This window comes from Pseudomonas sp. B2M1-30, assembly GCF_025447575.1.
GTDB classification, from domain to species: Bacteria; Pseudomonadota; Gammaproteobacteria; order Pseudomonadales; family Pseudomonadaceae; genus Aquipseudomonas; species Aquipseudomonas botevensis.
Genome location: NZ_JAOEJT010000016.1, coordinates 105,743 through 126,873 on the forward strand (window position 1 = coordinate 105,743; position 21,131 = coordinate 126,873).

A 21,131-nucleotide genomic window follows, 5' to 3' on the forward strand; every position below is an offset into this window, starting at 1 on the left:
GCATGTCCAGAAACGGTCCTTTGGCCCTCGGGTTTCATGGCCTGGTGGTGATGTTCATGATGGCGCCGCTGGTGGTGGTGTGCCTGGTGGCGTTCACCCCGGAAAACACTCTGAGCCTGCCCACTTCGGGCTTCTCCCTGCGCTGGTTTCGCGCGGTGTTCGAGCGCGCCGATTTTATCCATGCGTTCTATAACAGCCTGATCCTGGCGTTCACCGCCGCGACCCTGGCGACCCTGATTGCGGTGCCGGCTGCCCTGGCGATCAGCCGTTATCAGTTTGTGGGGCGCAACTTTTTCAGTGCGCTGTTTCTGTCGCCGATCATCATTCCGCATCTGGTCCTGGGCGTGGCGATGTTGCGGCTGTTCGCGCTGATGGGTGTCAACGGCAGCTTCACCTGGTTGATGCTGGCGCATGTCGTAATCATCACCCCCTACGTGTTGCGGCTGGTGCTGGCCGCTGCCATCGGTATCGATCGCAGCGCCGAACAGGCCGCCGAATCCCTGGGTGCCAGCCGTTTCACGCTGTTCCGGCAGATCACTTTGCCGATGATCCTGCCCGGCGTTGCCGGTGGCTGGTTGCTCGCCTTCATCAACAGTTTCGATGAAGTCACGCTGTCGATCTTTGTCAGTTCGCCGGCCACGCAAACCTTGCCGGTGCGCATGTATGTGTACGCCACCGAGTCCATCGACCCGATGATGGCGGCGGTCTCGGCGCTGGTGATCGCACTGACGGCGGCAACCATGATTCTGCTCGACCGGGTCTATGGCCTGGACCGGGTGCTGGTGGGGAAACATTGATGGCGCTGTTCAAACGACTGGCAGAAAACGAGCGCGCGACGCTGGCTTTCACCCTCGACGGGCAACCGGCCACGGGACTGCTCGGCGACACCCTGCTGACCGCCGTGCTGACTTGCGCCGAACACCTGCGCGGCAGTGATTTCAGCGCCGAGCGGCGTGCCGGATTCTGCCTGATGGGCGCGTGCCAGGACTGCTGGGTACGGCTGGCGGATGGTCGGCGGGTGAGGGCTTGTTCGACGTTGCTGGAAGAAGGCCAGGCCATCAGCCGCGACCCGGGGCGTCAGTCATGAAGCCGGTGGTGATTGTCGGTGCCGGCCCGGCAGGCATCAGTGCGGCGCAGACCCTGCTGCACCATGGCGTGATGCCGTGCATGGTGGACGAAAGCCTGCGCGGGGGCGGGCAGATCTACCGGCGTCAGCCCGCCAACTTCCGGCGCTCGGCCAGGCAACTTTATGGTTTCGAGGCGCACAAGGCCGAGGCTGTGCATCGCACGATGGATGAGTTGGCGCCGCTGATCGACTACCGCCCGGAGACGCTGGTGTGGAACGCCGAGGACGGTCGTCTGGATATGCTCAGCGACGGCCGCGCCGACAGTCTCGAGTATTCGAAAGTCATCGTCGCTACGGGGGCCACCGACCGCATTCTGCCGGTGCCAGGCTGGACCTTGCCCGGGGTCTACAGCCTGGGCGCGGCGCAAATCGCTTTGAAGTATCAGGGCTGTGCCATCGGCGAGCGAGTGGCGTTTTGCGGCAGCGGGCCGTTGCTGTACCTGGTGGCTTATCAATACGCCAAGGCTGGCGCCAACGTGGTCGCGGTGCTTGATAGTGCGCCGTTCAGCGCCCAGTGCCGGGCGTTGCCGGCGTTGCTCGGGCAACCGACGACGTTGGCCAAAGGTGTGTATTACCGCGCCTGGCTGGCAGCCCATGGCATCCCCGTGCATCAGGGCGCAACGCTGACGCAGATCGACGGTGAACAGCGGGTCAGCGCTATTCGTTGGGGGGAGAGCGCCCTGGATTGTGACGCCGTGGCCTTCGCCCATGCCCTGCGCAGCGAAACCCAATTGGCGGATTTGCTCGGTTGTGAATTTGTCTGGAATGCCCTGAACCGTGCCTGGCTGCCGCAACGGGACGCCGCCGGGCGCAGCAGCATCGACAGCGTTTATCTGGCGGGCGACGGGGCCGGGATCATGGGCGCCGACGCCGCGCAAATGGCCGGCGAGCGAGCGGCGCTGGCGGTGCTGGAGGATCTGGGCATTGCCATCGATCAGCGTCGTTCGGTCGTTCTGGAACAACAACTGGCTGGCATCCAGCGCTTTCGCCATGGCCTGGAAACCGCGTTTCCCTTCCCTGAACAGTGGGCCCAGCAGGCACCGGATGAACTGATCCTGTGTCGTTGCGAAGAGGTCAGCGTCGGCGAAGTGCGCGCGGTGGTCGATCAGGGCCACTGGGAACTGAATCGGGTCAAGGCCCATTGCCGCGTCGGCATGGGGCGCTGTCAGGGCCGGATGTGCGGACTGGCGGCAGCGGAAATCGTCGCCGAACGCAGTGGGCGCGGGATTGAAAACGTCGGACGGCTGCGCGGCCAGGCACCGATCAAACCGCTGCCGTTTGGTGTGGAGCTGGAGCCATGATCGAAGCTGAAGTCATCGTGCTGGGCGGCGGGATTGTCGGTGCGTCGGCGGCCCTGATGCTTGCCCGCAAAGGCAAGCGTGTGGTGCTGGTGGAGCGGGATTTCTGCGGTTCGCATTCCAGCGGTGTGAACTACGGTGGTGTGCGGCGTCAGGGCCGGCCGTTGCATCAGTTGCCGCTGTCGCAGCGTGCTCATCAGCTGTGGGCGGACTTGCCGGCGCTGATCGGTATCGATGGCGAATATGTGCGCTCCGGGCATTTGAAGCTGGCGCGCAGTCAGGCCGACCTGGAGGCTTTGCACCGCTACGCCGATTCGGTGCGGGGTTTTGGTCTGGGTCTGCAACTGCTGGATTACGCCGAGTTGCGTGCGCGGTTTCCATGGGTTGGCGATGTGGCGGTGGGGGCCTCGTTATGTCCCGAGGACGGCCATGCCAACCCGAGGCTGGTGTCGCCCGCTTTCGCCCGCGCCGCAAAACAGTCCGGCGCGCAGGTGTTCGAACAGGCTGAAGTGACCTGGATCGAGCATGACGGTCGACTGTTCCAGGTGCATTGCGCCAACGGCCTGCGTTTGCAGGCGCCCTGGCTGCTCAATTGCGCCGGTGCCTGGGCCGGCACGGTGGCGGCGCAGTTCGGCGAGTCGGTGCCGATCACCTCGGTGCACCCGGCGATGCTGGTCACCGAGCCGTTGCCGGTGGTGATGAATGTCAGCACCGGGGTCGAGGGCGGCGGAATTTATGCGCGGCAGGTGGCCCGGGGCAATTGCATTCTTGGCGGCGGTCGCGGCTTCGCCCTTGGCCCTCGACAGGCACGCCCGGGGCAAGCGGCGGTGCTGGAAATCCTGCGCAACGCCGGGGAGTTGTACCCGTTTCTCAAGGGCGCCCAGGCGATCCGCACCTGGAGCGGCACCGAAGGTTATCTACCCGATCACGAACCGGTGATCGGCCCCAGCAGTACCACACCTGGCCTGCTCCACGGTTTCGGCTTTGCCGGCGCCGGGTTCCAGCTCGGTCCCGCCGTCGGTGAAGCCTTGGCAGAGATTGTCTGCAACGGGGCCAGCCGCCAGCCCATCGAAGCGTTTTCCATCTGTCGTTTCCAAGCCTGAGAGGAAAAACATCCATGAACACACGTATTGCGCTGTCCTGCCTGTCCCTCGCTCTGTTCGCTTCCACCGCCCACGCCGTGCCGACGCTGTACCTGGGCATGAACGGCGGCACCATGGAGCGGGTCTATGCCGACAAGGTGCTGCCCGCGTTCGAAAAGGCCAACAACGTCAAAGTGGTGATCGTGCCGGGCACCTCGTCGGATATCCTGGCCAAGGTCCAGGCCAACAAAGACAATCCGCAGATGCACGTGATGTTCCTTGACGACGGCATCATGTACCGCGCCATTTCCATGGACCTGTGTGACAAGCTCGCGCCCAGTGCGCCCCTCGAGCAAATCCCGGCCAAGGCCCGAATCAAGGATCAGGCCGTGGCGGTGACCCTGGGCGTCACCGGCCTTGGCTACAACGCCAAGATGTTCAAGGAAAAAGGCTGGGCCGCACCGACCTCTTGGATGGACCTGGCGGACCCGCGCTTCAAGGAGAAAGTGGTGTTCCAGTCTCTGGCCTCATCGACCTTCGGTTTGCATGGTTTCCTGATGTTCAACCGCATTCAGGGCGGCGATGAGAGCAATGTCGAGCCGGGCTTCAAGGCCTGGCCGAAAACCGTCGGCCCCAATGTGCTGGAGTACATCGCCAGCTCGGCAAAAATCTCCGAGATGGTGCAGACCGACGAAGCCGCGATTTTCCCGCTGACGCCGACTCAGGTTGCCACGCAGAAACTGCTGGGTGTGCCGATGGAATATGCGCAGCCCAAGGAAGGCTCGGTGGTGCTGAACGTGGCCGAATGCGTGATCGCCCGCAACGACCAGCCGGAACTGGCGCAGAAACTGGCCGCGTTCCTGCTGACCGCCGAAGCCCAGGCCCCGGCGCTGGAGGAGGGTGACCAGATTCCGTCGAACCCGACCACCCCGACCACCGACAAGACCCGCGCGCGGGTGGATGCGATGCAGGGGTATTTGCAGACGGCGATCTCGATTGATTGGGACCAGGTGAACCAGGCGCGGCCGGAGTGGAATGCGCGCTGGAGCCGGTCGATCGAGCGGTAGGGATTAGCGCCTGTTTCTCGACCGCAGGGGAGGCTAATCACACCTCCCTGACATCGACCCAACGCTGCTCCCGCGCCGCCTGGCGAATCGCCGTCGCCAGGCGTTCCACTGCCAGCGCCTGTTCGAAATCCGTACCGGCGGCTCCCTGGCCGGCCACGGCCATGATCAGCTCATGCACTTCCAGGGTCTTCAATTCGTTGTAACCCAACTGATGCCCCGGCGCCGGGCTGAATGCCGCATACCCGGGCAGGTCCGGCCCGGCCAGCAAGCGTTGGAAGCCGTCCTGCCCGACCCGATACAGACGCAATTCATTCAAGCGCTCCTGATCGAACGCCAGAGTGCCCATGGTGCCGCTGATCTCGAAACTCAGATGATTCTTGTAGCCGTGCTTGAGCCAACTGCTGCTGAAGGTGCCGCGTGCGCCACTGGCGAAGCGCAGCAATGCATGGACCTGATCGTCGACGGCAATGCGGCGTTGTTCCTCGCTACCGGCAGTCGCAGGGCGCTGGCGGTGTACGGTCTGGGTATCCGCGCAGACCGCCTCGATATCACCGAGCAGATAACGCGCCATGCCCAGCAAGTGGCTGCCCAGATCGGCCAGTGCGCCGCCGGCATGCTCGGCCTCGCAGCGCCATGACCAAGGGGAGGCCGGGTCGGCCATGAAGTCTTCGCTGAATTCGCCTTGAAAACTGATGATCTCGCCAAGCCCGCCGCTGTGAATCAGCGCTCGCGCCAGGCCGATGATCGGGTTGTGCTGGTAGTTGTAGCCGACGCGGGTGACCACGCCAGCATCCCTGGCCGCACGGTGCATGGCCGTGGCCTGCTGCAGATTCACCGCCAAGGGTTTTTCGCAATACACCGGTTTGCCGGCGGCGATGGCGGCCATGGCCATCGGATAGTGCAAGTGATTGGGGGTGGTGATGGCGATCAGGTTGACCTTCGGATCGTCGATCAATCGCTGCCAGTCGCCATAGGCTTGCTCGAACCCCCACGCCGTGGCACAGGTTTGCGCGCGGCTGGAATCGGCATCCGCCAGCGCGGCAAGGCGAAGGGTGAAGGGCAGCTCGAATGCCGCACTGACGTTACGAAAAGCCAAAGCGTGGGCACGGCCCATGAAGCCTGTGCCGATCAGTCCGATTCCGAGTTCGCGCATGACGAGAGCCTTTTGAAGGGTTGTTTTCAGAAGGCCTATTTGTAGAATAAATATTCTCTCTAATCAATTTTTAGAAAAAATATTTACGAATTGTCGACGCAGTCCGCTCAGTCCTCGAACCCGACCTGCTCGTGAATCTCGTCGACCTTCAACTCCAGTCGATAAGCCACGGCGATAAACAGCGCCTGGCACAGGCACAGCGTCGCGCTCAACGAGCGGAAGGCAAACGAACTGCCTTCGTTGACCAGCAGAACGGTGTTGGCGCGTTTGGCCAGGGGCGAGAGATTGCTGTCGGTGATGATCAGGGTTTTCGCCTGATGGTGCTGGGCGATGCGCAGGCAGTGCTGGGTTTCCTTGCCGTAGGGCGTGAAGCTGATGGCGATCACCAGATCATTGGCGCGCACGCTGCGCATCTGTTCGCGGTAGCTGCCGCCCAGGCCCGAGACCAGATGGATGCGCTTGTTGGTGTGTTGCAGGTTGTAGACCAGGTAATCGGCCACCGCGAACGAACGGCGCACACCGACCACGTAGATGTTGTCGGCATTCACTACCAGGTCCACGGCCTTGTCGAAGGCCTGGTCATCGAGTTCCAGCCCCAGTCGTTCGATGCCCGACAGGGTCGCGTTGATGCACTCGCGCGCCAGGTCGCCGCCGCTGGCTTTCTGCGACTTGTTGGCGATCATGCTGCGGATGCGCTGCTGGTAGTTCTGCACCGGTGTGGTCTTGTGGGTGTACGCCTCACGGAACAGCGCCTGCATTTCGCTGAAGCCGCTGAAACCGAAACGCTGGGAAAACCGCACGATCGCCGATGGATGCACTTCGCACTCGCGGGCGATGTCGCTGATGCGGTCGACCATGATCCGGTCGCTTTGCTGGCTCATGTAGCTGGCGATGCGTTTGAGCTGGCGCGGCAGGCTTTCGTATTCCTGGGTAATCAGTTGCAGCAGACGCTCGGCATTGATCGGGGGGCTGACAAGATCGCTCTCGGGCGTGCTCTCGGTCGTGGCCGGCTGATCGGTGCGGGACATTGGGGAATCCTTCTGGCTTGTTCTTATAGGGACGGTGCTTCACCTCGTCCCCTGACAATAGGTGGCTGTGCGCAGTCTACAGGGTAGGCCCGAAGAAAATCTTGAGCTTGCGCGGCGGTGAGGCTTGCTGAAACGATTGCTCTGGGCCTGGAACGGTTGTGTCCAAGTTTATTGGAAAAAATATTCCACGTAAAAATTAATTGGAATATTTATTGATTGTTCGATCCCGGTCGTTTTAGTCTGCATCCACCAAGCGTGTCCGGCGCGGTCGTCGTCCGGAACACGGGCTGATAAAAATAACAGGAGCCAGCATGGGCCAGACTCGTTTTGCCAGTGGACGTCGATTGGATCTGATTTGCCTGGGGCGCCTTGGCGTCGACCTCTATGCGCAGCAGGTCGGGGCGCGGCTCGAGGACGTGAGCAGCTTCGCCAAGTACCTCGGCGGGTCGTCCGCCAACATCGCCTTCGGCACCGCGCGGCTGGGACTGAAGTCGGCAATGCTGAGCCGGGTAGGGGACGACCACATGGGCCGCTTCCTGGTGGAATCCCTGACTCGCGAAGGCTGTGATGTCAGCGCCATCAAGGTCGATTCGGAGCGTCTGACCGCCATGGTCCTGCTGGGCCTCAAGGATCGCGAAACCTTTCCTCTGGTGTTCTACCGCGAGAATTGCGCGGACATGGCGCTGCGCGCCGAAGACATCAGCGAAACCTTCATTGCCGCCAGCAAGGCCCTGCTGATCACCGGCACCCATTTCTCCACCGACGGCGTTTACAAGGCGAGCATCCAGGCGCTGGACTACGCCGAGAAACACAACGTCAAACGGGTGCTGGACATCGATTATCGACCGGTGCTCTGGGGCCTGACCGGCAAGGCGGACGGCGAAACCCGTTTCGTCGCCGATCGCAACGTCAGCCAGCACGTACAAAAAATCCTCCCGCGTTTTGACCTGATCGTCGGCACTGAAGAAGAGTTTCTGATTGCCGGCGGCGCCGAGGATCTGCTCACGGCGTTACGCAATGTCCGCCGGCTCAGCGCCGCGACGCTGGTGGTCAAGCTCGGCCCGCAAGGTTGCACAGTGATTCACGGTGAGATCCCGGCACGGCTCGAGGACGGCGCCATTCATGCCGGTGTGCGCGTGGAAGTGCTCAATGTGCTGGGGGCCGGCGATGCCTTCATGTCGGGTTTCCTCAGCGGTTGGCTGGAGGACGCCAGCGACGAACGCTGCTGCCAGTTGGCCAATGCCTGTGGCGGGCTGGTGGTGTCGCGCCATGCCTGCGCTCCGGCGATGCCGACCCGCGCCGAACTCGATTACCTGTTCAACAGCCCGGTGCCGATTACCCGGCCCGACCAGGATGTAGTGTTGCAGCGTTTGCATCAGGTCAGCGTGCCACGCAAACAGTGGAAGCAACTGTTCATCTTCGCCTTCGATCATCGCGGGCAACTGGTGGAACTGGCGCAACGCGGCGGGCGCGACTTGAGCAGCATCGGCGCACTCAAGCAACTGTTCATCCAGGCTGTGGAGCGGGCCGAAGCCGATCTGCGCGAGCAAGGCGTCGAGGCCGATGTCGGGCTGCTGGCCGACCAGCGTTTCGGCCAGGACGCATTGAATGCCGCCACCGGCCGTGGCTGGTGGGTGGCGCGGCCGGTGGAAGTGCAGGGATCGCGGCCCTTGGCTTTCGAGCACGGTCGCTCGATCGGCAGCAACCTGATCGCCTGGCCGCAAGAGCAGATCATCAAGTGCCTGGTGCAGTTTCATCCCGACGACGAGCCGCTGCTGCGGCTGGAACAGGAAGCGCAGATCAAGGGGCTGTATCAGGCGTCCCAGGTCAGCGGACATGAACTGCTGCTGGAAATCATTCCGCCCAAGGATCATCCATCGGCCCATCCGGGCGTGCTGTATCGGGCGCTCAAACGCCTCTACAACCTCGGCATCTACCCGGCGTGGTGGAAGATCGAAGCGCAAAGCGCCGAGCAATGGCAGCAACTCGACGAACTGATCCAGGAACGCGACCCGTACTGCCGTGGCGTGGTGCTGCTGGGCCTGAACGCACCGGCCTCGGCGTTGGCCGAAGGCTTTGAGCAGGCGCGCCAGAGCCGGACCTGTCGCGGATTTGCCGTCGGGCGGACGATCTTCCAGGAACCGAGCCGCGCTTGGATGGCCGGGGAAATCGACGACGAGACGCTGATTCGCCAGGTGCAGGGCATCTTTGTCGAGTTGATCGATGCCTGGCGCAAGGCCCGCGCCTGACACACCGCATTCGCGAGCAAGCCCGCTCCCACAGGGCTCCATGTACAACAATAAAAGGTGCAGCCATGCCCGCTATTCGAATTGGCATCAACCCGATCTCCTGGAGCAACGATGACCTGCCGGCCCTCGGCGGCGAGACGCCGCTGAGCACCGCCCTCAGTGAAGGCAAGGAGATCGGCTACGAAGGTTTTGAACTCAACGGCAAATTTCCCAAGGATGCCAAAGGCGTCGGCGACGTGCTGCGGCCCTATGACCTGGCGTTGGTTTCAGGCTGGTACTCCAGCCGACTGGCGCGGCGTTCCGTGGCCGAGGAAATCGACGCCATTGGCAGCCATGTCGAACTGCTGGCGAAGAACGGTGCCAAGGTGCTGGTTTACGGCGAAGTCGCCGATTCGATCCAGGGGCAATACATTCCACTGGTGGAGCGTCCGCGCTTTCACACCGAGCAGGCGTGGCAGGTGTACGCCGACAAGCTCACGGAACTGGCGCGTTTCACCCTGTCCCAGGGCGTGCGCCTGGCCTATCACCATCACATGGGCGCCTACGTCGAATCCCCGGCCGACATCGACAAACTGATGGCCCTGACCGGCAGCGAAGTCGGCCTGTTGTTCGATTCGGGGCATTGCTACATGGGCGGCGGTGAGCCGTTGCAGGTGCTGCAAAAGCACCTTTCGCGGATCTGCCATGTGCATTTCAAGGATGTGCGCAAACCGGTGGTGCAACTGGCGCGCAACAACCTGTGGAGTTTTCCGGACTGCATCATCAACGGCACGTTCACCGTGCCGGGTGATGGTGACATCGACTTCGCCGAACTGCTCGATGTATTGCTGGCGGCCGATTACCACGGCTGGCTGGTGGTCGAGGCCGAGCAGGACCCGGCAGTGGCGCCAAGTTATGTCTACGCGAAAAAGGGCTACGACACCTTGCGCGGGTTACTCGACGCGAGGAGTGCATCATGAGTCTGCTGGTCAAAAGCAACCCCCGTGGCCGGACCCTGGTCGAATTGGCCGAGGGCGAACTGGAATACGTCGGATTCGCCGCGTATCGCTTGAGTCTGGGTGAAACCCTGCCGGTCCGTGCCGATGACAAGGAGTTGTGCCTGGTGCTGCTCAGCGGCCGGGTCAGCATCAAGGGCGAAGCGCCGGGGCAGGGCGCGTTCGACTGGGACAACATCGGCGATCGCCAGTCGGTGTTCGAGGACAAATCGCCGTTTGCCGCCTACTTGCCGCCGGGCAGCCAGGCGCAGGTGGTGGCGTTGAGTGATGTGCAACTGGCGGTTTGCGCGGCACCGGGCTCGACCGCCGAGCACTTCGGCCCGCGCCTGATCAAACCGCAAACCATGAAGCGCAGCGTGCGCGGCAAGGGCGCGAACACCCGTTACGTCTGCGACATCCTGCCGGACACCGAGCCGGCCCATTCGCTGCTGGTGGTCGAAGTGCGCACGCCGTCCGGACACTCTTCGAGCTATCCGCCGCACAAGCACGACACCGATGATCTGCCGCACCAGAGCTTTCTCGAAGAAACCTACTACCACCAGATCAACCCGCCCCAGGGCTTCGTGTTCCAGCGGGTCTACACCGACGATCGCAGCATCGATCAAGCCATGGCCGTGGAAAACAGTGACCTGGTGGTGGTGCCCAAGGGCTACCACCCGGTCAGCGTGCCGTACGGTTACGAGTCGTATTACCTGAACGTGATGGCCGGGCCGAAGCGCGTCTGGCAGTTCCATAACGATCCCCAGCACAGCTGGTTGCTGGATCTCTGAATTCCAACCTTCGAATGTCAACCTCTGCACGGAGAACAATAACGATGAGCGACGTCCAGGTCGTAGGCCATTACATCCACGGTCAGGTGCAAGACAGCGGCAGCGAGCGCTTCAGCGACGTCTTCAATCCGGCCACCGGCAGCGTTCAGGCCCGCGTCGGGCTGGCCAGCCAGGAGACCGTGGAGCAAGCCGTCGCTTCGGCGCTGAAAGCCTTTCCGGCCTGGTCGGAGCAATCGTCGCTGCGGCGTTCGCGGGTGATGTTCAAGTTCAAGGAGTTGCTCGATAAGCATCACGATGAACTGGCGGAAATCATCAGCCGCGAACACGGCAAGGTCTTTGCGGACGCCAAGGGTGAAGTCACCCGTGGCATCGAAATCGTCGAGTACGCCTGCGGTGCGCCGAACTTGTTGAAAACCGAATTCAGCGACAACATTGGCGGTGGCATCGACAACTGGAACCTGCGTCAGCCACTCGGCGTTTGCGCCGGGATCACGCCGTTCAACTTCCCGGTGATGGTGCCGCTGTGGATGATCCCGCTGGCGCTGGTCACCGGTAACTGTTTCATCCTCAAGCCGTCCGAGCGCGATCCGTCCGCCAGTTTGCTGATGGCGCGTCTGCTGAGCGAAGCCGGGTTGCCGGACGGTGTGTTCAACGTGGTTCAGGGTGACAAAACGGCGGTCGACGCGCTGTTGCAACACGCGGATGTCGAGGCGATTTCGTTTGTCGGCTCGACACCGATTGCCGAGTACATCCATCAGCAGGCGACCGCACGCGGCAAGCGGGTGCAGGCGCTGGGCGGTGCGAAGAATCACATGATCGTGATGCCCGACGCCGACCTGGATCAAGCGGCGGATGCGTTGATCGGCGCCGCCTACGGCTCGGCGGGCGAACGTTGCATGGCGATCTCGATTGCGGTAGCGGTCGGTGATGTCGGCGACCGCTTGATCGCCCGCCTGCTGCCGCGCATCGACCAGTTGAAGGTCGGCAATGGCCTCAAGGGTGACACCGACATGGGGCCGCTGGTCACCGCCGAACACAAGGCCAGGGTTGAAGGGTTCATCGACCAGGGCGTAACCCAGGGCGCGCGGCTGATTGTCGACGGCCGCCACTTCAAGGTGCCGGGGGCCGAAAACGGTTTCTTCGTCGGGGCGACACTGTTCGATCACGTCACCACCGAGATGAGCATTTACCAGCAGGAGATTTTCGGCCCGGTGCTGGGCATCGTGCGCGTGCCGGACTTCGCCAGCGCGGTGGCGCTGATCAACGCCCATGAGTTCGGTAACGGCGTGTCGTGCTTTACCAGCGATGGCGGGATTGCCCGCGCGTTCGCCCGCAGCATCAAGGTCGGCATGGTCGGCATCAACGTGCCGATTCCGGTGCCCATGGCCTGGCACTCGTTCGGTGGCTGGAAGCGTTCGCTGTTCGGCGACCACCATGCCTACGGCGAAGAAGGCATCCGTTTCTACAGTCGCTACAAAAGCGTCATGCAGCGCTGGCCCGACAGCATTGCCAAAGGTCCCGAGTTCAGCATGCCGACGGCTAAATAATTGACCTGCGCGGAGAACAACAAGAATGAGCAAGCCCCTGCGTTTCGCCTTGAATCGTATGGTCGCACCCCGTTTGTCCCTGCCGGCGTTCGTCGAGCTGGCGCACACCCTCAAGGCCGACGCCATCGAGATCCGCAATGACCTCAAAGGCGTCGAGATCGAAGACGGTACTGCGCCGGAACGCGTGCGTGAATTGTGCGCGGCCACGGGCATCAGCGTGCTGTCGATCAACGCGCTGTATCCGTTTGATGTGTGGAATGACGAGCGCCGTGCACAGGCCTTGAAACTCGCCGCTTACGCCCGTGATTGTGGCGCTCGGGGACTGGTCATGTGCCCACTCAACGAGCGTGGCGACTTGCGCAGTGAAGCCGGGCGCGCGGCCGCTTTGCGCACCGCGCTGACGCAACTGGCGCCAATCCTGCGCGAGCACGCCATCCTCGGCTTCATCGAACCGCTGGGTTTCGAAGAATGTTCGCTGCGGCGCAAACGCACGGCGGTGGAGGCGATCAAAAGTGTCGGCGGGCTGGATGTGTTCCGCCTGGTGCATGACACCTTTCATCATCACCTGGCCGGTGAACAGGAATTTTTTCCCGAGCTGACCGGGCTGGTTCATATCTCCGGGGTCGAGCAGACCGACGCGCCGCTGGCAACCATTCGTGACGGTCATCGGGTGCTGGTGGGTGAAAGCGACATGCTCGGTAACGCAGCGCAGATCGAACGGTTGCTCGGCGAGGGTTATGACGGCTATCTGTCGTTCGAGCCGTTCGCCGACAGCGTCCATGGTCTGGCGGATATCCGGACGGCACTCGGCGCCAGCATGGATCACCTGCAGAAGACCCTTAGCTGACTTTCCCGTAGAGAACGGATGTGCATTTGAAAGGTGCGGTTATGACCACAACAAGACTGACCATGGCCCAGGCCCTGGTGAAATTCCTCGACAACCAGTACATCGAAGTCGATGGCGTCCAGAGCAAATTCGTCGCCGGGGTCTTTACCATTTTCGGCCACGGCAACGTGCTGGGCCTGGGGCAGGCGCTGGAGCAGGACAGCGGTGACCTGATCGTCCATCAGGGCCGCAACGAGCAGGGCATGGCCCACGCGGCAATCGGTTTCGCCAAGCAGCATCTGCGGCGCAAGATCTACGCCTGCACGTCATCCGTCGGGCCTGGCGCGGCGAACATGCTGACCGCTGCCGCCACCGCGACGGCCAACCGCATTCCGTTGCTGCTGTTGCCCGGTGACGTCTACGCCTGTCGGCAACCGGACCCGGTGTTGCAGCAGATCGAGCAGTTCCACGACTTGAGCATCAGCACCAACGATGCGTTCAAGGCGGTGAGCAAATACTGGGACCGGATCAACCGTCCCGAGCAACTGATGACGGCGGCGATCCACGCCATGCGCGTACTCACCGATCCTGCCGAAACCGGCGCGGTCACTCTGGCCTTGCCTCAGGACGTGCAGGCGGAAGCGTATGACTATCCCGATTACTTTCTGCAAAAGCGCGTCCATCGCATCGAGCGCCGGCCGGCCACCGAAGCGATGCTGGGCGACGCGCTGGCGCTGTTCAAAGGCAAACGCAAACCGCTGATCATTTGCGGTGGCGGGGTCAAGTACTCGGGCGCCAACGCCGCCTTGCAGGCATTCGCCGAGCGCTTCGACATTCCCTTCGCCGAAACCCAGGCCGGCAAGAGTGCCGTGGTGTCCAGCCATCCGCTGAATGTTGGCGGGATTGGCGAGACCGGTTGCCTGGCGGCGAATCTGCTGGCCAGGGAAGCGGATCTGGTCATCGGCATCGGCACCCGTTACAGCGATTTCACCACCGCTTCGAAATCGTTGTTCCAGCATCCGGACGTGCAATTTCTCAACCTCAACATCAGCCCGTGCGATGCGCTGAAGCTCGACGGCGTGCAATTGCTGGCGGACGCCCGAAGCGGTTTGCTGGCGCTGACCGAAGCACTGGGCGACTACCGTTCCGGCTGGGGCGATCAGCCCCGCGAAGCCCGGGCACGGCTGGATGAAGAAGTAGATCGGGTTTTTCAGATCGAATACCAGACCCAGGATTTCGTCCCGGAAATCAACGACCACCTGGACCCGGCGGTGCTGCGCGAATTCATCGAGCTGACCGGCTCCTGCCTGACCCAGAGCCGCGTCCTCGGCGTGCTCAATGAAACCCTCGCCGATGACGCGGTGATCGTTGCCGCCGCCGGCAGCCTGCCCGGCGATTTGCAACGCAGTTGGCGCAGCAAGGGCGTGAACACCTATCACGTCGAGTACGGCTATTCGTGCATGGGTTATGAGGTCAATGCCGCGCTGGGGGTGAAGCTCGCCGAGCCTGAGCGTGAGGTCTACGCGCTGGTGGGCGACGGCTCCTACATGATGCTGCACTCGGAGCTGGCGACCTCGATTCAGGAGCGGCGCAAGATCAACGTGGTGTTGTTCGACAACATGACGTTCGGCTGCATCAACAACTTGCAGATGGGCAACGGCATGGACAGCTTCGGCACCGAATTCCGTTTCCGCGACCCACAATCCGGCAAGCTCGACGGCGCTTTTGTGCCGGTGGATTTCGCCATGAGCGCGGCGGCCTATGGCTGCAAGACCTACAAGGTGCACACCGTTGAAGAGCTGCGCGCCGCGTTGGCGGATGCGCGTCTGCAATCGGTGTCGACCCTGATCGACATCAAGGTCCTGCCCAAGACCATGATCCACGGCTACCTGTCGTGGTGGCGGGTCGGCGTGGCGCAAGTTTCCACCAGCGCCCGCACCGACGCGGTGGCTCAGACCCTTAATGAACGACTGGCGAAGGCCCGTCAGTACTGATTGCCCTAAAACCAACAAAAAAATTCACAGGAGAATCTTTATGTCATTGAAGCTAGGCGTCATCGGCACCGGCGCCATCGGCCAGGACCACATCCGGCGTTGCAGCCAGACCTTGCTCAACAGCCAGGTGGTGGCGGTCACCGACATCAATTTGCAGCAGGCGGCCAGGGTCGTTGCCGATCTGAAACTGACCGCCGAGGTTTATCCCGACGGCCATGCGCTGATCAAGGCGCCGGAAGTCGAGGCGATCCTCGTCACCTCCTGGGGGCCGAGCCACGAAGCGTTCGTGCTGGCGGCGATTGCCGCCGGCAAACCGGTGTTCTGCGAGAAGCCGCTGGCGGTCACCGCCGAAGGCTGCCGCAAGATCGTCGAGGCCGAAGTGGCCCACGGCAAGCGTCTGGTGCAGGTCGGTTTCATGCGTCCGTACGACGAGGGTTATCGCGCGTTGAAAGCGGTGATCGACAGCGGTCAGATCGGCGAACCGTTGATGCTGCATTGCGCCCACCGCAACCCGACCGTGGGCGAAAACTACAAGACCGACATGGCGATCACCGACACGCTGATTCACGAACTCGACGTGCTGCGCTGGTTGCTCGACGACGATTATGTTTCGGTACAAGTGGTGTTCCCGCGCAAGAGCAGCAAGGCCCTTGCACATCTGAAAGACCCGCAGATCGTTCTGCTGGAAACCGCCAAGGGCACGCGCATCGATGTCGAAGTCTTCGTCAATTGCCAGTACGGCTACGACATCCAGTGCGAAGTGGTGGGGGAGACCGGTATCGCCAAGCTGCCGGAGCCATCGCAGGTGCAATTGCGCAGTGGGGCGAAGCTGTCCAACGCGATCCTGATGGACTGGAAGGATCGCTTCATCGCGGCGTATGACGTTGAGTTGCAGGCGTTCATCGATGGCGTGCGCGCCGGGCAGGTTGGCGGGCCTTCGGCGTGGGACGGCTTTGCCGCCGCTGTCGCTGCCGATGCCTGCATCGAGGCGCAAGGCAGCGGGGCCATCGTCAGGGTTGCACTCCCTGATCGGCCGCGTTTCTACGGCTGAGGCCATCAGTGTCTGAATAGAGGAGTCAGGTATGCGTATCGGACTTGTCGGTTACGGCCATGGTGGCCGATTTTTCCATGCTCCGCTGATCAGCAGTTTGCCGGCGGCGACCTTCGTTGGGGTGGTCACGCGTTCCGCGCAGCGTCGGCAGTTGCTCGCGGCGGAACATCCGGGGGTGCCGGCCTTCGACAGCATCGGCCAGTTGGTGGAGGCCGGAATTGATGTGCTGGTGGTGTCGACCCCGCTCAAGGGGCGTCCGGCACTGGTACTCGACGGCATTGAGCATGGTGTGGCGGTGGTCAGCGACAAGCCGTTCGCCGCCGATGCGCAACAGGCGCAAACCCTGATCACCATGGCCGAGCGTCAGGGAGTGCGGCTGAGTGTCTATCAGAACCGACGCTGGGACTCGGACTTCCTGACGGTGCGCAAGCTCATCGAGGCGGGTGTGCTGGGTCATGTCAGCCGTTTTGAATCGCGGATCGAGCGCTACTCGCCGCAGTCGGTGAACAACGCCAGCGGTGGTGGTTTCCTGCGCGATCTGGGCAGTCATCTGGTGGATCAGGCGTTGCTGCTGTTCGGTCCGGTGACGCAGGTCTACGCCGAACTGGATTACCTGGAACAGGGCCAGGCCCTCGATAACGGCTTCTTCATGTCCCTGACCCACGCCAGCGGGGTGATTTCACACCTGGGCGGCAGTTGCCTGCAAAACACCCCAGGCCCGCGCTTTCGGGTGACCGGCACGCGAGGCTGTTACAGCGTTGATGGTCTGGACGGGCAAGAGGCGTCAGCGCTCGCCGGGCTCTCGCCGAAAACCTGTGGCGAACGCTGGGGCGTGGAAGAGCATCGGCGCTGGGGCTGGTTCGAGCAGGGCGAGGAGCGTGAGAAGGTGCCTTCGGAGCGCGGTTGCTGGAACCAGTTCTATTTACAGCTGCAAACTGCATTGCAGAGCGGTGGACCATTGCCTGTGGAGGCCCGTGACGCATTGGCCACCACCCGTGTGCTAGACGCTGCGCTGCTGAGTTTCAAGCGACGTCAGGTGGTGGAATTGAGCCCGTTCGCCAGTCACGGAATAAAACCATAATAAAATTCTAAAATGAGTTGATATGGAAAATATTTTCCAATAAAGTCGTTTTCAGACAGACCTGCCCTACATCCTGTTTCAACGTTTTTCCTGCTTGTCCGCTTACTGAAAATCGTCATGCCTCATCCATAAAACCAACAAGAATGTGGAGAAAGACTTTTCATGAAGACCAAGATCCGTTTTGCCTCACTGGCCTTGTCACTGATGTTTGCCAGCGGCGCTGCACTCGCTGACATGAAGATCGGCGTGAGCATGTCCCAGTTCGATGACACCTGGCTGACCTACCTGCGTGAATCCATGGACAAGAAAGCCAAGTCCTATCCCGACGGTGTCCAGTTGCAGTTCGAAGACGCGCGCAGCGACGTGGTCAAGCAACTGAGCCAGGTCGAAAGTTTCATCAGCCAGAAAGTCGATGCCATCGTGGTCAACCCGGTGGATACCGCCGCCACCAAGAAAATCACTGAAGCGGCCGTCAAGGCCGGCATTCCGCTGGTCTACGTCAACCGTCGTCCCGATGATCTGAACCTGCCCAAGGGCGTGGTGACGGTGGCGTCCAACGATCTGGAGGCCGGTGAAATGCAGATGCAGTACCTGGCCGACAAGATGGGAGGCAAGGGCGACATCGTGATTTTGCTCGGCGACCTGGCGAACAACTCCACCACCAACCGCACCAAAGGCGTCAAAGAGGTGCTGGCCAAATACCCGAACATCAAGATCGAGCAGGAGCAGAGCGGCACCTGGCTGCGCGATAAAGGCATGACCCTGGTCAACGACTGGCTGACCCAGGGCCGCAAGTTCGACGCGGTCGTCTCCAACAACGATGAAATGGCCATCGGCGCCGCAATGGCCCTGCAACAGGCTGGCGTCGAAAAGGGCAGCGTGCTGATTGCCGGGGTCGACGGCACGCCGGACGGCTTGAGTGCGGTGAAGCGCGGCTCGCTGGCGGCTTCGGTGTTCCAGGACGCCAAGGGCCAGGCTGACGGCTCCATCGACACCGCCGTGAAAATGGCCAGAAACGAACCGGTCGAGCCAGCCGTCTGGGTGCCGTTTCGCCTGATCACGCCGCAAAACGTCGACCAGTTCAAATAGTCCGTCCGTTCAATAACAACAATAAGCACGCAAGGTGGCCCCGGCGACCTTGCTGATGGAGTACCTGATCATGTTCGCTTCAGCGACTGCTTCGAGCACCCCTCTGGCGGGTGTCCAGCCAGCTGCAACATCTGTCGATGAGCCGTATCTGCTGGAGATCATCAACGTCAGCAAGGGATTCCCCGGTGTGGTGGCGTTGTCCGATGTGCAGTTGCGGGTGCGTCCCGGCTCCGTGCTGGCGCTGATGGGCGAAAACGGTGCCGGCAAGTCCACCCTGATGAAAATTATCGCCGGCATCTACCAGCCGGACGCTGGCGAAATACGCCTGCGGGGCAAGCCGATCGTGATCGAGACGCCGCTGGCAGCGCTTCAGGCCGGGATCGCGATGATTCACCAGGAGCTCAATCTGATGCCGCACATGAGCATCGCCGAAAATATCTGGATCGGCCGTGAGCAGCTCAACGGTTTGCACATGATCGACCACCGGGAAATGCACCGCTGCACCGAAAAACTGCTGCAACGCCTGCGCATCAACCTCGACCCGGAAGAACAGGTCGGCAACCTGAGCATCGCCGAGCGGCAGATGGTCGAGATCGCCAAAGCCGTGTCCTACGATTCCGACATCCTGATCATGGACGAACCGACGTCGGCCATCACCGACAAGGAGGTCGCCCACCTGTTTTCGATCATTGCCGACCTGAAAAGCCAGGGCAAAGGCATCATCTACATCACCCACAAAATGAACGAAGTGTTCGCCATCGCCGATGAAGTGGCGGTGTTTCGCGATGGCGCCTACATCGGCCTGCAACGGGCCGAAAACATGGACAGCGACAGCCTGATTTCGATGATGGTCGGTCGCGAACTGAGTCAGTTGTATCCGCTGCGCGAACAGCCGAGCGGCGACCTGCTGCTGTCGGTGCGCGACCTCCGGCTCGACGGCGTCTTCAAAGGGGTGTCTTTCGATCTGCATGCCGGGGAAATCCTGGGCATTGCCGGGCTGATGGGGTCTGGACGCACCAATGTCGCCGAAGCGATTTTCGGCATTACCCCAAGCGATGGCGGCGAAGTGCGCCTCGATGGTCAGGTGGTGCACATCAGCGATCCGCACATGGCGATCGAGAAGGGCTTTGCGTTGCTGACCGAAGATCGCAAGTTAAGTGGCCTGTTCCCGTGTTTGTCGGTGCTGGAAAACATGGAGATGGCGGTGCTGCCGCACTACGCCGGCCACGGTTTCATCCAGCAAAAGGCCTTGCGGGTGCTGTGTGAAGACATGTGCAAGAAACTGCGGGTGAAAACCCCTTCCCTGGAACAGTGCATCGACACCTTGTCCGGCGGCAACCAGCAGAAAGCCTTGCTGGCGCGCTGGCTGATGACCAACCCGCGCATCCTGATTCTCGACGAGCCGACCCGAGGCATCGATGTCGGCGCCAAGGCCGAGATCTACCGGCTCATCGCCTGCCTCGCCGGCGAAGGCATGGCGGTGATCATGATTTCCTCGGAACTGCCGGAAGTGCTCGGCATGAGTGACCGGGTGATGGTCATGCACGAGGGCGACCTGATGGGCACCCTCGACCGCAGCGAAGCGACTCAGGAGCGGGTCATGCAACTGGCCTCCGGCATGACGGCGATCCACTAGGTTTTCAACGAATTTGAGGCTGGCGGCGGTTTTTGCCGCGTCCGGCACCGCACAAGAAGGGTGAGTGGTTATGAACGCGATACTGGAAAACAAGCCTGGAACGGCCCCGGTCAGAAGTCGTCGGCGCTTGCCGACCGAACTGAGCATTTTCCTGGTGCTGATCGGCATCGGCCTGGTCTTCGAAATGTTCGGCTGGATCGTGCGTGACCAGAGTTTTCTGCTGAACTCCCAGCGTCTGGTCCTGATGATCCTGCAAGTGTCGATCATCGGTCTGCTGGCGATTGGCGTGACCCAGGTCATCATCACCACGGGCATCGATTTGTCGTCGGGCTCGGTGCTGGCCTTGTCGGCGATGATTGCCGCGAGCCTGGCGCAGACCTCTGATTTCGCCCGGGCGGTATTCCCCTCGCTGACGGACCTGCCGGTGTGGATTCCGGTGATTGCCGGGCTCGGTGTCGGGCTGCTGGCGGGCGCTATTAACGGCAGCATCATTGCCATCACCGGGATTCCGCCGTTCATTGCCACCCTCGGCATGATGGTTTCGGCCCGTGGCCTGGCGCGTTATTACACCGAAGGCCAGCCGGTGAGCATGCTCTCGGACTCCTACACGGCGATCGGTCACGGCGCGATGCCGGTGATCATTTTCCTGGTGGTGGCGGTGATCTTCCATATCGCGCTGCGCTACACCAAGTACGGTAAATACACCTACGCCATCGGCGGCAACATGCAGGCGGCGCGCACGTCAGGGATCAACGTCAAGCGTCATCTGGTCATCGTCTACAGCATCGCCGGCTTGCTGGCGGGACTGGCCGGCGTGGTGGCTTCGGCGCGTGCCGCGACCGGCCAGGCCGGGATGGGCATGTCCTATGAACTGGATGCGATTGCGGCGGCGGTCATCGGCGGCACCAGCCTGGCGGGCGGGGTAGGGCGCATCACCGGCACGGTCATCGGTGCGCTGATCCTCGGGGTGATGGCCAGCGGGTTCACGTTCGTCGGGGTCGATGCCTACATTCAGGACATCATCAAAGGCCTGATCATCGTGGTGGCGGTGGTCATCGACCAATACCGCAACAAACGCAAGGTCAAGCGTTGAGTCCGAGGGCAAAAAGACCATCGACAGGCGGCAAAGTGCTGGCCCC

The 21,131-nt window shown here is 62.0% G+C and carries 18 protein-coding genes; 16 read left to right on the forward strand and 2 right to left on the reverse strand.

The features are described from left to right. Nucleotides 1-2: 2 nt before the first annotated feature. From N8H74_RS25325 to N8H74_RS25345, 5 genes are read left to right on the forward strand one after another with little or no spacing between them, the layout of a single operon-like run. Nucleotides 3-797, forward strand: a complete 795-nt coding sequence (locus N8H74_RS25325; RefSeq protein WP_262151166.1) for an ABC transporter permease — start codon at nt 3-5, stop codon at nt 795-797. Further along, a complete protein-coding gene (locus tag N8H74_RS25330; RefSeq protein WP_262151168.1) occupies nt 797-1,087 on the forward strand; it encodes a (2Fe-2S)-binding protein in 291 nt (96 codons plus the stop codon). The genes N8H74_RS25325 and N8H74_RS25330 overlap by 1 nt, the downstream gene beginning before the upstream one ends. Continuing rightward, entirely contained in the window at nt 1,084-2,427 is a 1,344-nt protein-coding gene (locus N8H74_RS25335) for an FAD-dependent oxidoreductase (protein WP_262151170.1), read from the forward strand. Before N8H74_RS25330 ends, N8H74_RS25335 begins: the two co-directional genes overlap by 4 nt. Then, nucleotides 2,424-3,527, forward strand: a complete 1,104-nt coding sequence (locus N8H74_RS25340; RefSeq protein WP_262151172.1) for an FAD-dependent oxidoreductase — start codon at nt 2,424-2,426, stop codon at nt 3,525-3,527. Before N8H74_RS25335 ends, N8H74_RS25340 begins: the two co-directional genes overlap by 4 nt. Nucleotides 3,528-3,541: 14 nt before the next feature. After that, nucleotides 3,542-4,573, forward strand: a complete 1,032-nt coding sequence (locus N8H74_RS25345) for an ABC transporter substrate-binding protein (RefSeq protein ID WP_262151174.1) — start codon at nt 3,542-3,544, stop codon at nt 4,571-4,573. A gap of 37 nt (nt 4,574-4,610) precedes the next feature. On the opposite strand, the gene N8H74_RS25350 is transcribed toward N8H74_RS25345, so the two are convergent. Beyond that, nucleotides 4,611-5,726 (reverse strand): Gfo/Idh/MocA family oxidoreductase, encoded by a 1,116-nt coding sequence (locus tag N8H74_RS25350; protein WP_262151176.1) that lies wholly within the window; start codon nt 5,724-5,726, stop codon nt 4,611-4,613. Nucleotides 5,727-5,833: 107 nt separating this feature from the next. Continuing rightward, nucleotides 5,834-6,754: a MurR/RpiR family transcriptional regulator gene (locus N8H74_RS25355; RefSeq protein ID WP_217834380.1), complete on the reverse strand. Its 921-nt coding sequence runs from the start codon at nt 6,752-6,754 to the stop codon at nt 5,834-5,836. A 311-nt stretch (nt 6,755-7,065) separates the two neighbouring features. Between N8H74_RS25355 and iolC the strand changes: the two genes are divergently transcribed. The 11 genes from iolC (at nt 7,066) to N8H74_RS25410 (ending at nt 21,085) form a co-directional block, all read left to right on the forward strand. Continuing rightward, nucleotides 7,066-9,003, forward strand: coding sequence for a 5-dehydro-2-deoxygluconokinase (gene iolC, locus N8H74_RS25360; protein WP_262151178.1), 1,938 nt, complete (start codon nt 7,066-7,068; stop codon nt 9,001-9,003). 65 nt (nt 9,004-9,068) lie between these two features. After that, entirely contained in the window at nt 9,069-9,962 is an 894-nt protein-coding gene (gene iolE / locus N8H74_RS25365; RefSeq protein WP_262151180.1) for a myo-inosose-2 dehydratase, read from the forward strand. Then, nucleotides 9,959-10,768 carry a 5-deoxy-glucuronate isomerase gene (gene iolB / locus N8H74_RS25370; RefSeq protein ID WP_262151182.1) on the forward strand — a complete coding sequence of 270 codons (810 nt, stop codon included), beginning with the start codon at nt 9,959-9,961 and terminating at the stop codon, nt 10,766-10,768. Before iolE ends, iolB begins: the two co-directional genes overlap by 4 nt. Nucleotides 10,769-10,812: 44 nt before the next feature. Further along, nucleotides 10,813-12,315 (forward strand): CoA-acylating methylmalonate-semialdehyde dehydrogenase, encoded by a 1,503-nt coding sequence (locus N8H74_RS25375; protein ID WP_262151184.1) that lies wholly within the window; start codon nt 10,813-10,815, stop codon nt 12,313-12,315. A 25-nt stretch (nt 12,316-12,340) separates the two neighbouring features. Then, nucleotides 12,341-13,162, forward strand: a complete 822-nt coding sequence (locus tag N8H74_RS25380; RefSeq protein WP_262151185.1) for a TIM barrel protein — start codon at nt 12,341-12,343, stop codon at nt 13,160-13,162. 41 nt (nt 13,163-13,203) lie between these two features. Continuing rightward, nucleotides 13,204-15,135: a 3D-(3,5/4)-trihydroxycyclohexane-1,2-dione acylhydrolase (decyclizing) gene (gene iolD, locus N8H74_RS25385; RefSeq protein ID WP_262151187.1), complete on the forward strand. Its 1,932-nt coding sequence runs from the start codon at nt 13,204-13,206 to the stop codon at nt 15,133-15,135. Nucleotides 15,136-15,175: 40 nt separating this feature from the next. After that, nucleotides 15,176-16,186 (forward strand): Gfo/Idh/MocA family oxidoreductase, encoded by a 1,011-nt coding sequence (locus N8H74_RS25390; RefSeq protein WP_262151189.1) that lies wholly within the window; start codon nt 15,176-15,178, stop codon nt 16,184-16,186. 31 nt (nt 16,187-16,217) lie between these two features. After that, complete coding sequence (locus tag N8H74_RS25395; RefSeq protein WP_262151191.1) at nt 16,218-17,267, forward strand: Gfo/Idh/MocA family oxidoreductase; 1,050 nt, start codon at nt 16,218-16,220, stop codon at nt 17,265-17,267. Between the two features lie 162 nt (nt 17,268-17,429). Continuing rightward, entirely contained in the window at nt 17,430-18,356 is a 927-nt protein-coding gene (locus N8H74_RS25400; protein WP_217834389.1) for a sugar ABC transporter substrate-binding protein, read from the forward strand. Nucleotides 18,357-18,426: 70 nt separating this feature from the next. Next, nucleotides 18,427-19,992, forward strand: coding sequence for a sugar ABC transporter ATP-binding protein (locus N8H74_RS25405; protein ID WP_262151193.1), 1,566 nt, complete (start codon nt 18,427-18,429; stop codon nt 19,990-19,992). A 70-nt stretch (nt 19,993-20,062) separates the two neighbouring features. Beyond that, nucleotides 20,063-21,085: an ABC transporter permease gene (locus N8H74_RS25410; RefSeq protein ID WP_217834391.1), complete on the forward strand. Its 1,023-nt coding sequence runs from the start codon at nt 20,063-20,065 to the stop codon at nt 21,083-21,085. Nucleotides 21,086-21,131: the final 46 nt, after the last annotated feature.

What these genes read in the sequence shown, in the direction of transcription:
- N8H74_RS25325 (WP_262151166.1), top strand. Translation starts at nt 3, where the DNA reads ATGTCCAGAAACGGTCCTTTGGCCCTCGGGTTTCATGGCCTGGTGGTG.
- N8H74_RS25330 (WP_262151168.1), top strand. Translation starts at nt 797, where the DNA reads ATGGCGCTGTTCAAACGACTGGCAGAAAACGAGCGCGCGACGCTGGCT.
- N8H74_RS25335 (WP_262151170.1), top strand. Translation starts at nt 1,084, where the DNA reads ATGAAGCCGGTGGTGATTGTCGGTGCCGGCCCGGCAGGCATCAGTGCG.
- N8H74_RS25340 (WP_262151172.1), top strand. Translation starts at nt 2,424, where the DNA reads ATGATCGAAGCTGAAGTCATCGTGCTGGGCGGCGGGATTGTCGGTGCG.
- N8H74_RS25345 (WP_262151174.1), top strand. Translation starts at nt 3,542, where the DNA reads ATGAACACACGTATTGCGCTGTCCTGCCTGTCCCTCGCTCTGTTCGCT.
- N8H74_RS25350 (WP_262151176.1), bottom strand. Translation starts at nt 5,726, where the DNA reads ATGCGCGAACTCGGAATCGGACTGATCGGCACAGGCTTCATGGGCCGT.
- N8H74_RS25355 (WP_217834380.1), bottom strand. Translation starts at nt 6,754, where the DNA reads ATGTCCCGCACCGATCAGCCGGCCACGACCGAGAGCACGCCCGAGAGC.
- iolC (WP_262151178.1), top strand. Translation starts at nt 7,066, where the DNA reads ATGGGCCAGACTCGTTTTGCCAGTGGACGTCGATTGGATCTGATTTGC.
- iolE (WP_262151180.1), top strand. Translation starts at nt 9,069, where the DNA reads ATGCCCGCTATTCGAATTGGCATCAACCCGATCTCCTGGAGCAACGAT.
- iolB (WP_262151182.1), top strand. Translation starts at nt 9,959, where the DNA reads ATGAGTCTGCTGGTCAAAAGCAACCCCCGTGGCCGGACCCTGGTCGAA.
- N8H74_RS25375 (WP_262151184.1), top strand. Translation starts at nt 10,813, where the DNA reads ATGAGCGACGTCCAGGTCGTAGGCCATTACATCCACGGTCAGGTGCAA.
- N8H74_RS25380 (WP_262151185.1), top strand. Translation starts at nt 12,341, where the DNA reads ATGAGCAAGCCCCTGCGTTTCGCCTTGAATCGTATGGTCGCACCCCGT.
- iolD (WP_262151187.1), top strand. Translation starts at nt 13,204, where the DNA reads ATGACCACAACAAGACTGACCATGGCCCAGGCCCTGGTGAAATTCCTC.
- N8H74_RS25390 (WP_262151189.1), top strand. Translation starts at nt 15,176, where the DNA reads ATGTCATTGAAGCTAGGCGTCATCGGCACCGGCGCCATCGGCCAGGAC.
- N8H74_RS25395 (WP_262151191.1), top strand. Translation starts at nt 16,218, where the DNA reads ATGCGTATCGGACTTGTCGGTTACGGCCATGGTGGCCGATTTTTCCAT.
- N8H74_RS25400 (WP_217834389.1), top strand. Translation starts at nt 17,430, where the DNA reads ATGAAGACCAAGATCCGTTTTGCCTCACTGGCCTTGTCACTGATGTTT.
- N8H74_RS25405 (WP_262151193.1), top strand. Translation starts at nt 18,427, where the DNA reads ATGTTCGCTTCAGCGACTGCTTCGAGCACCCCTCTGGCGGGTGTCCAG.
- N8H74_RS25410 (WP_217834391.1), top strand. Translation starts at nt 20,063, where the DNA reads ATGAACGCGATACTGGAAAACAAGCCTGGAACGGCCCCGGTCAGAAGT.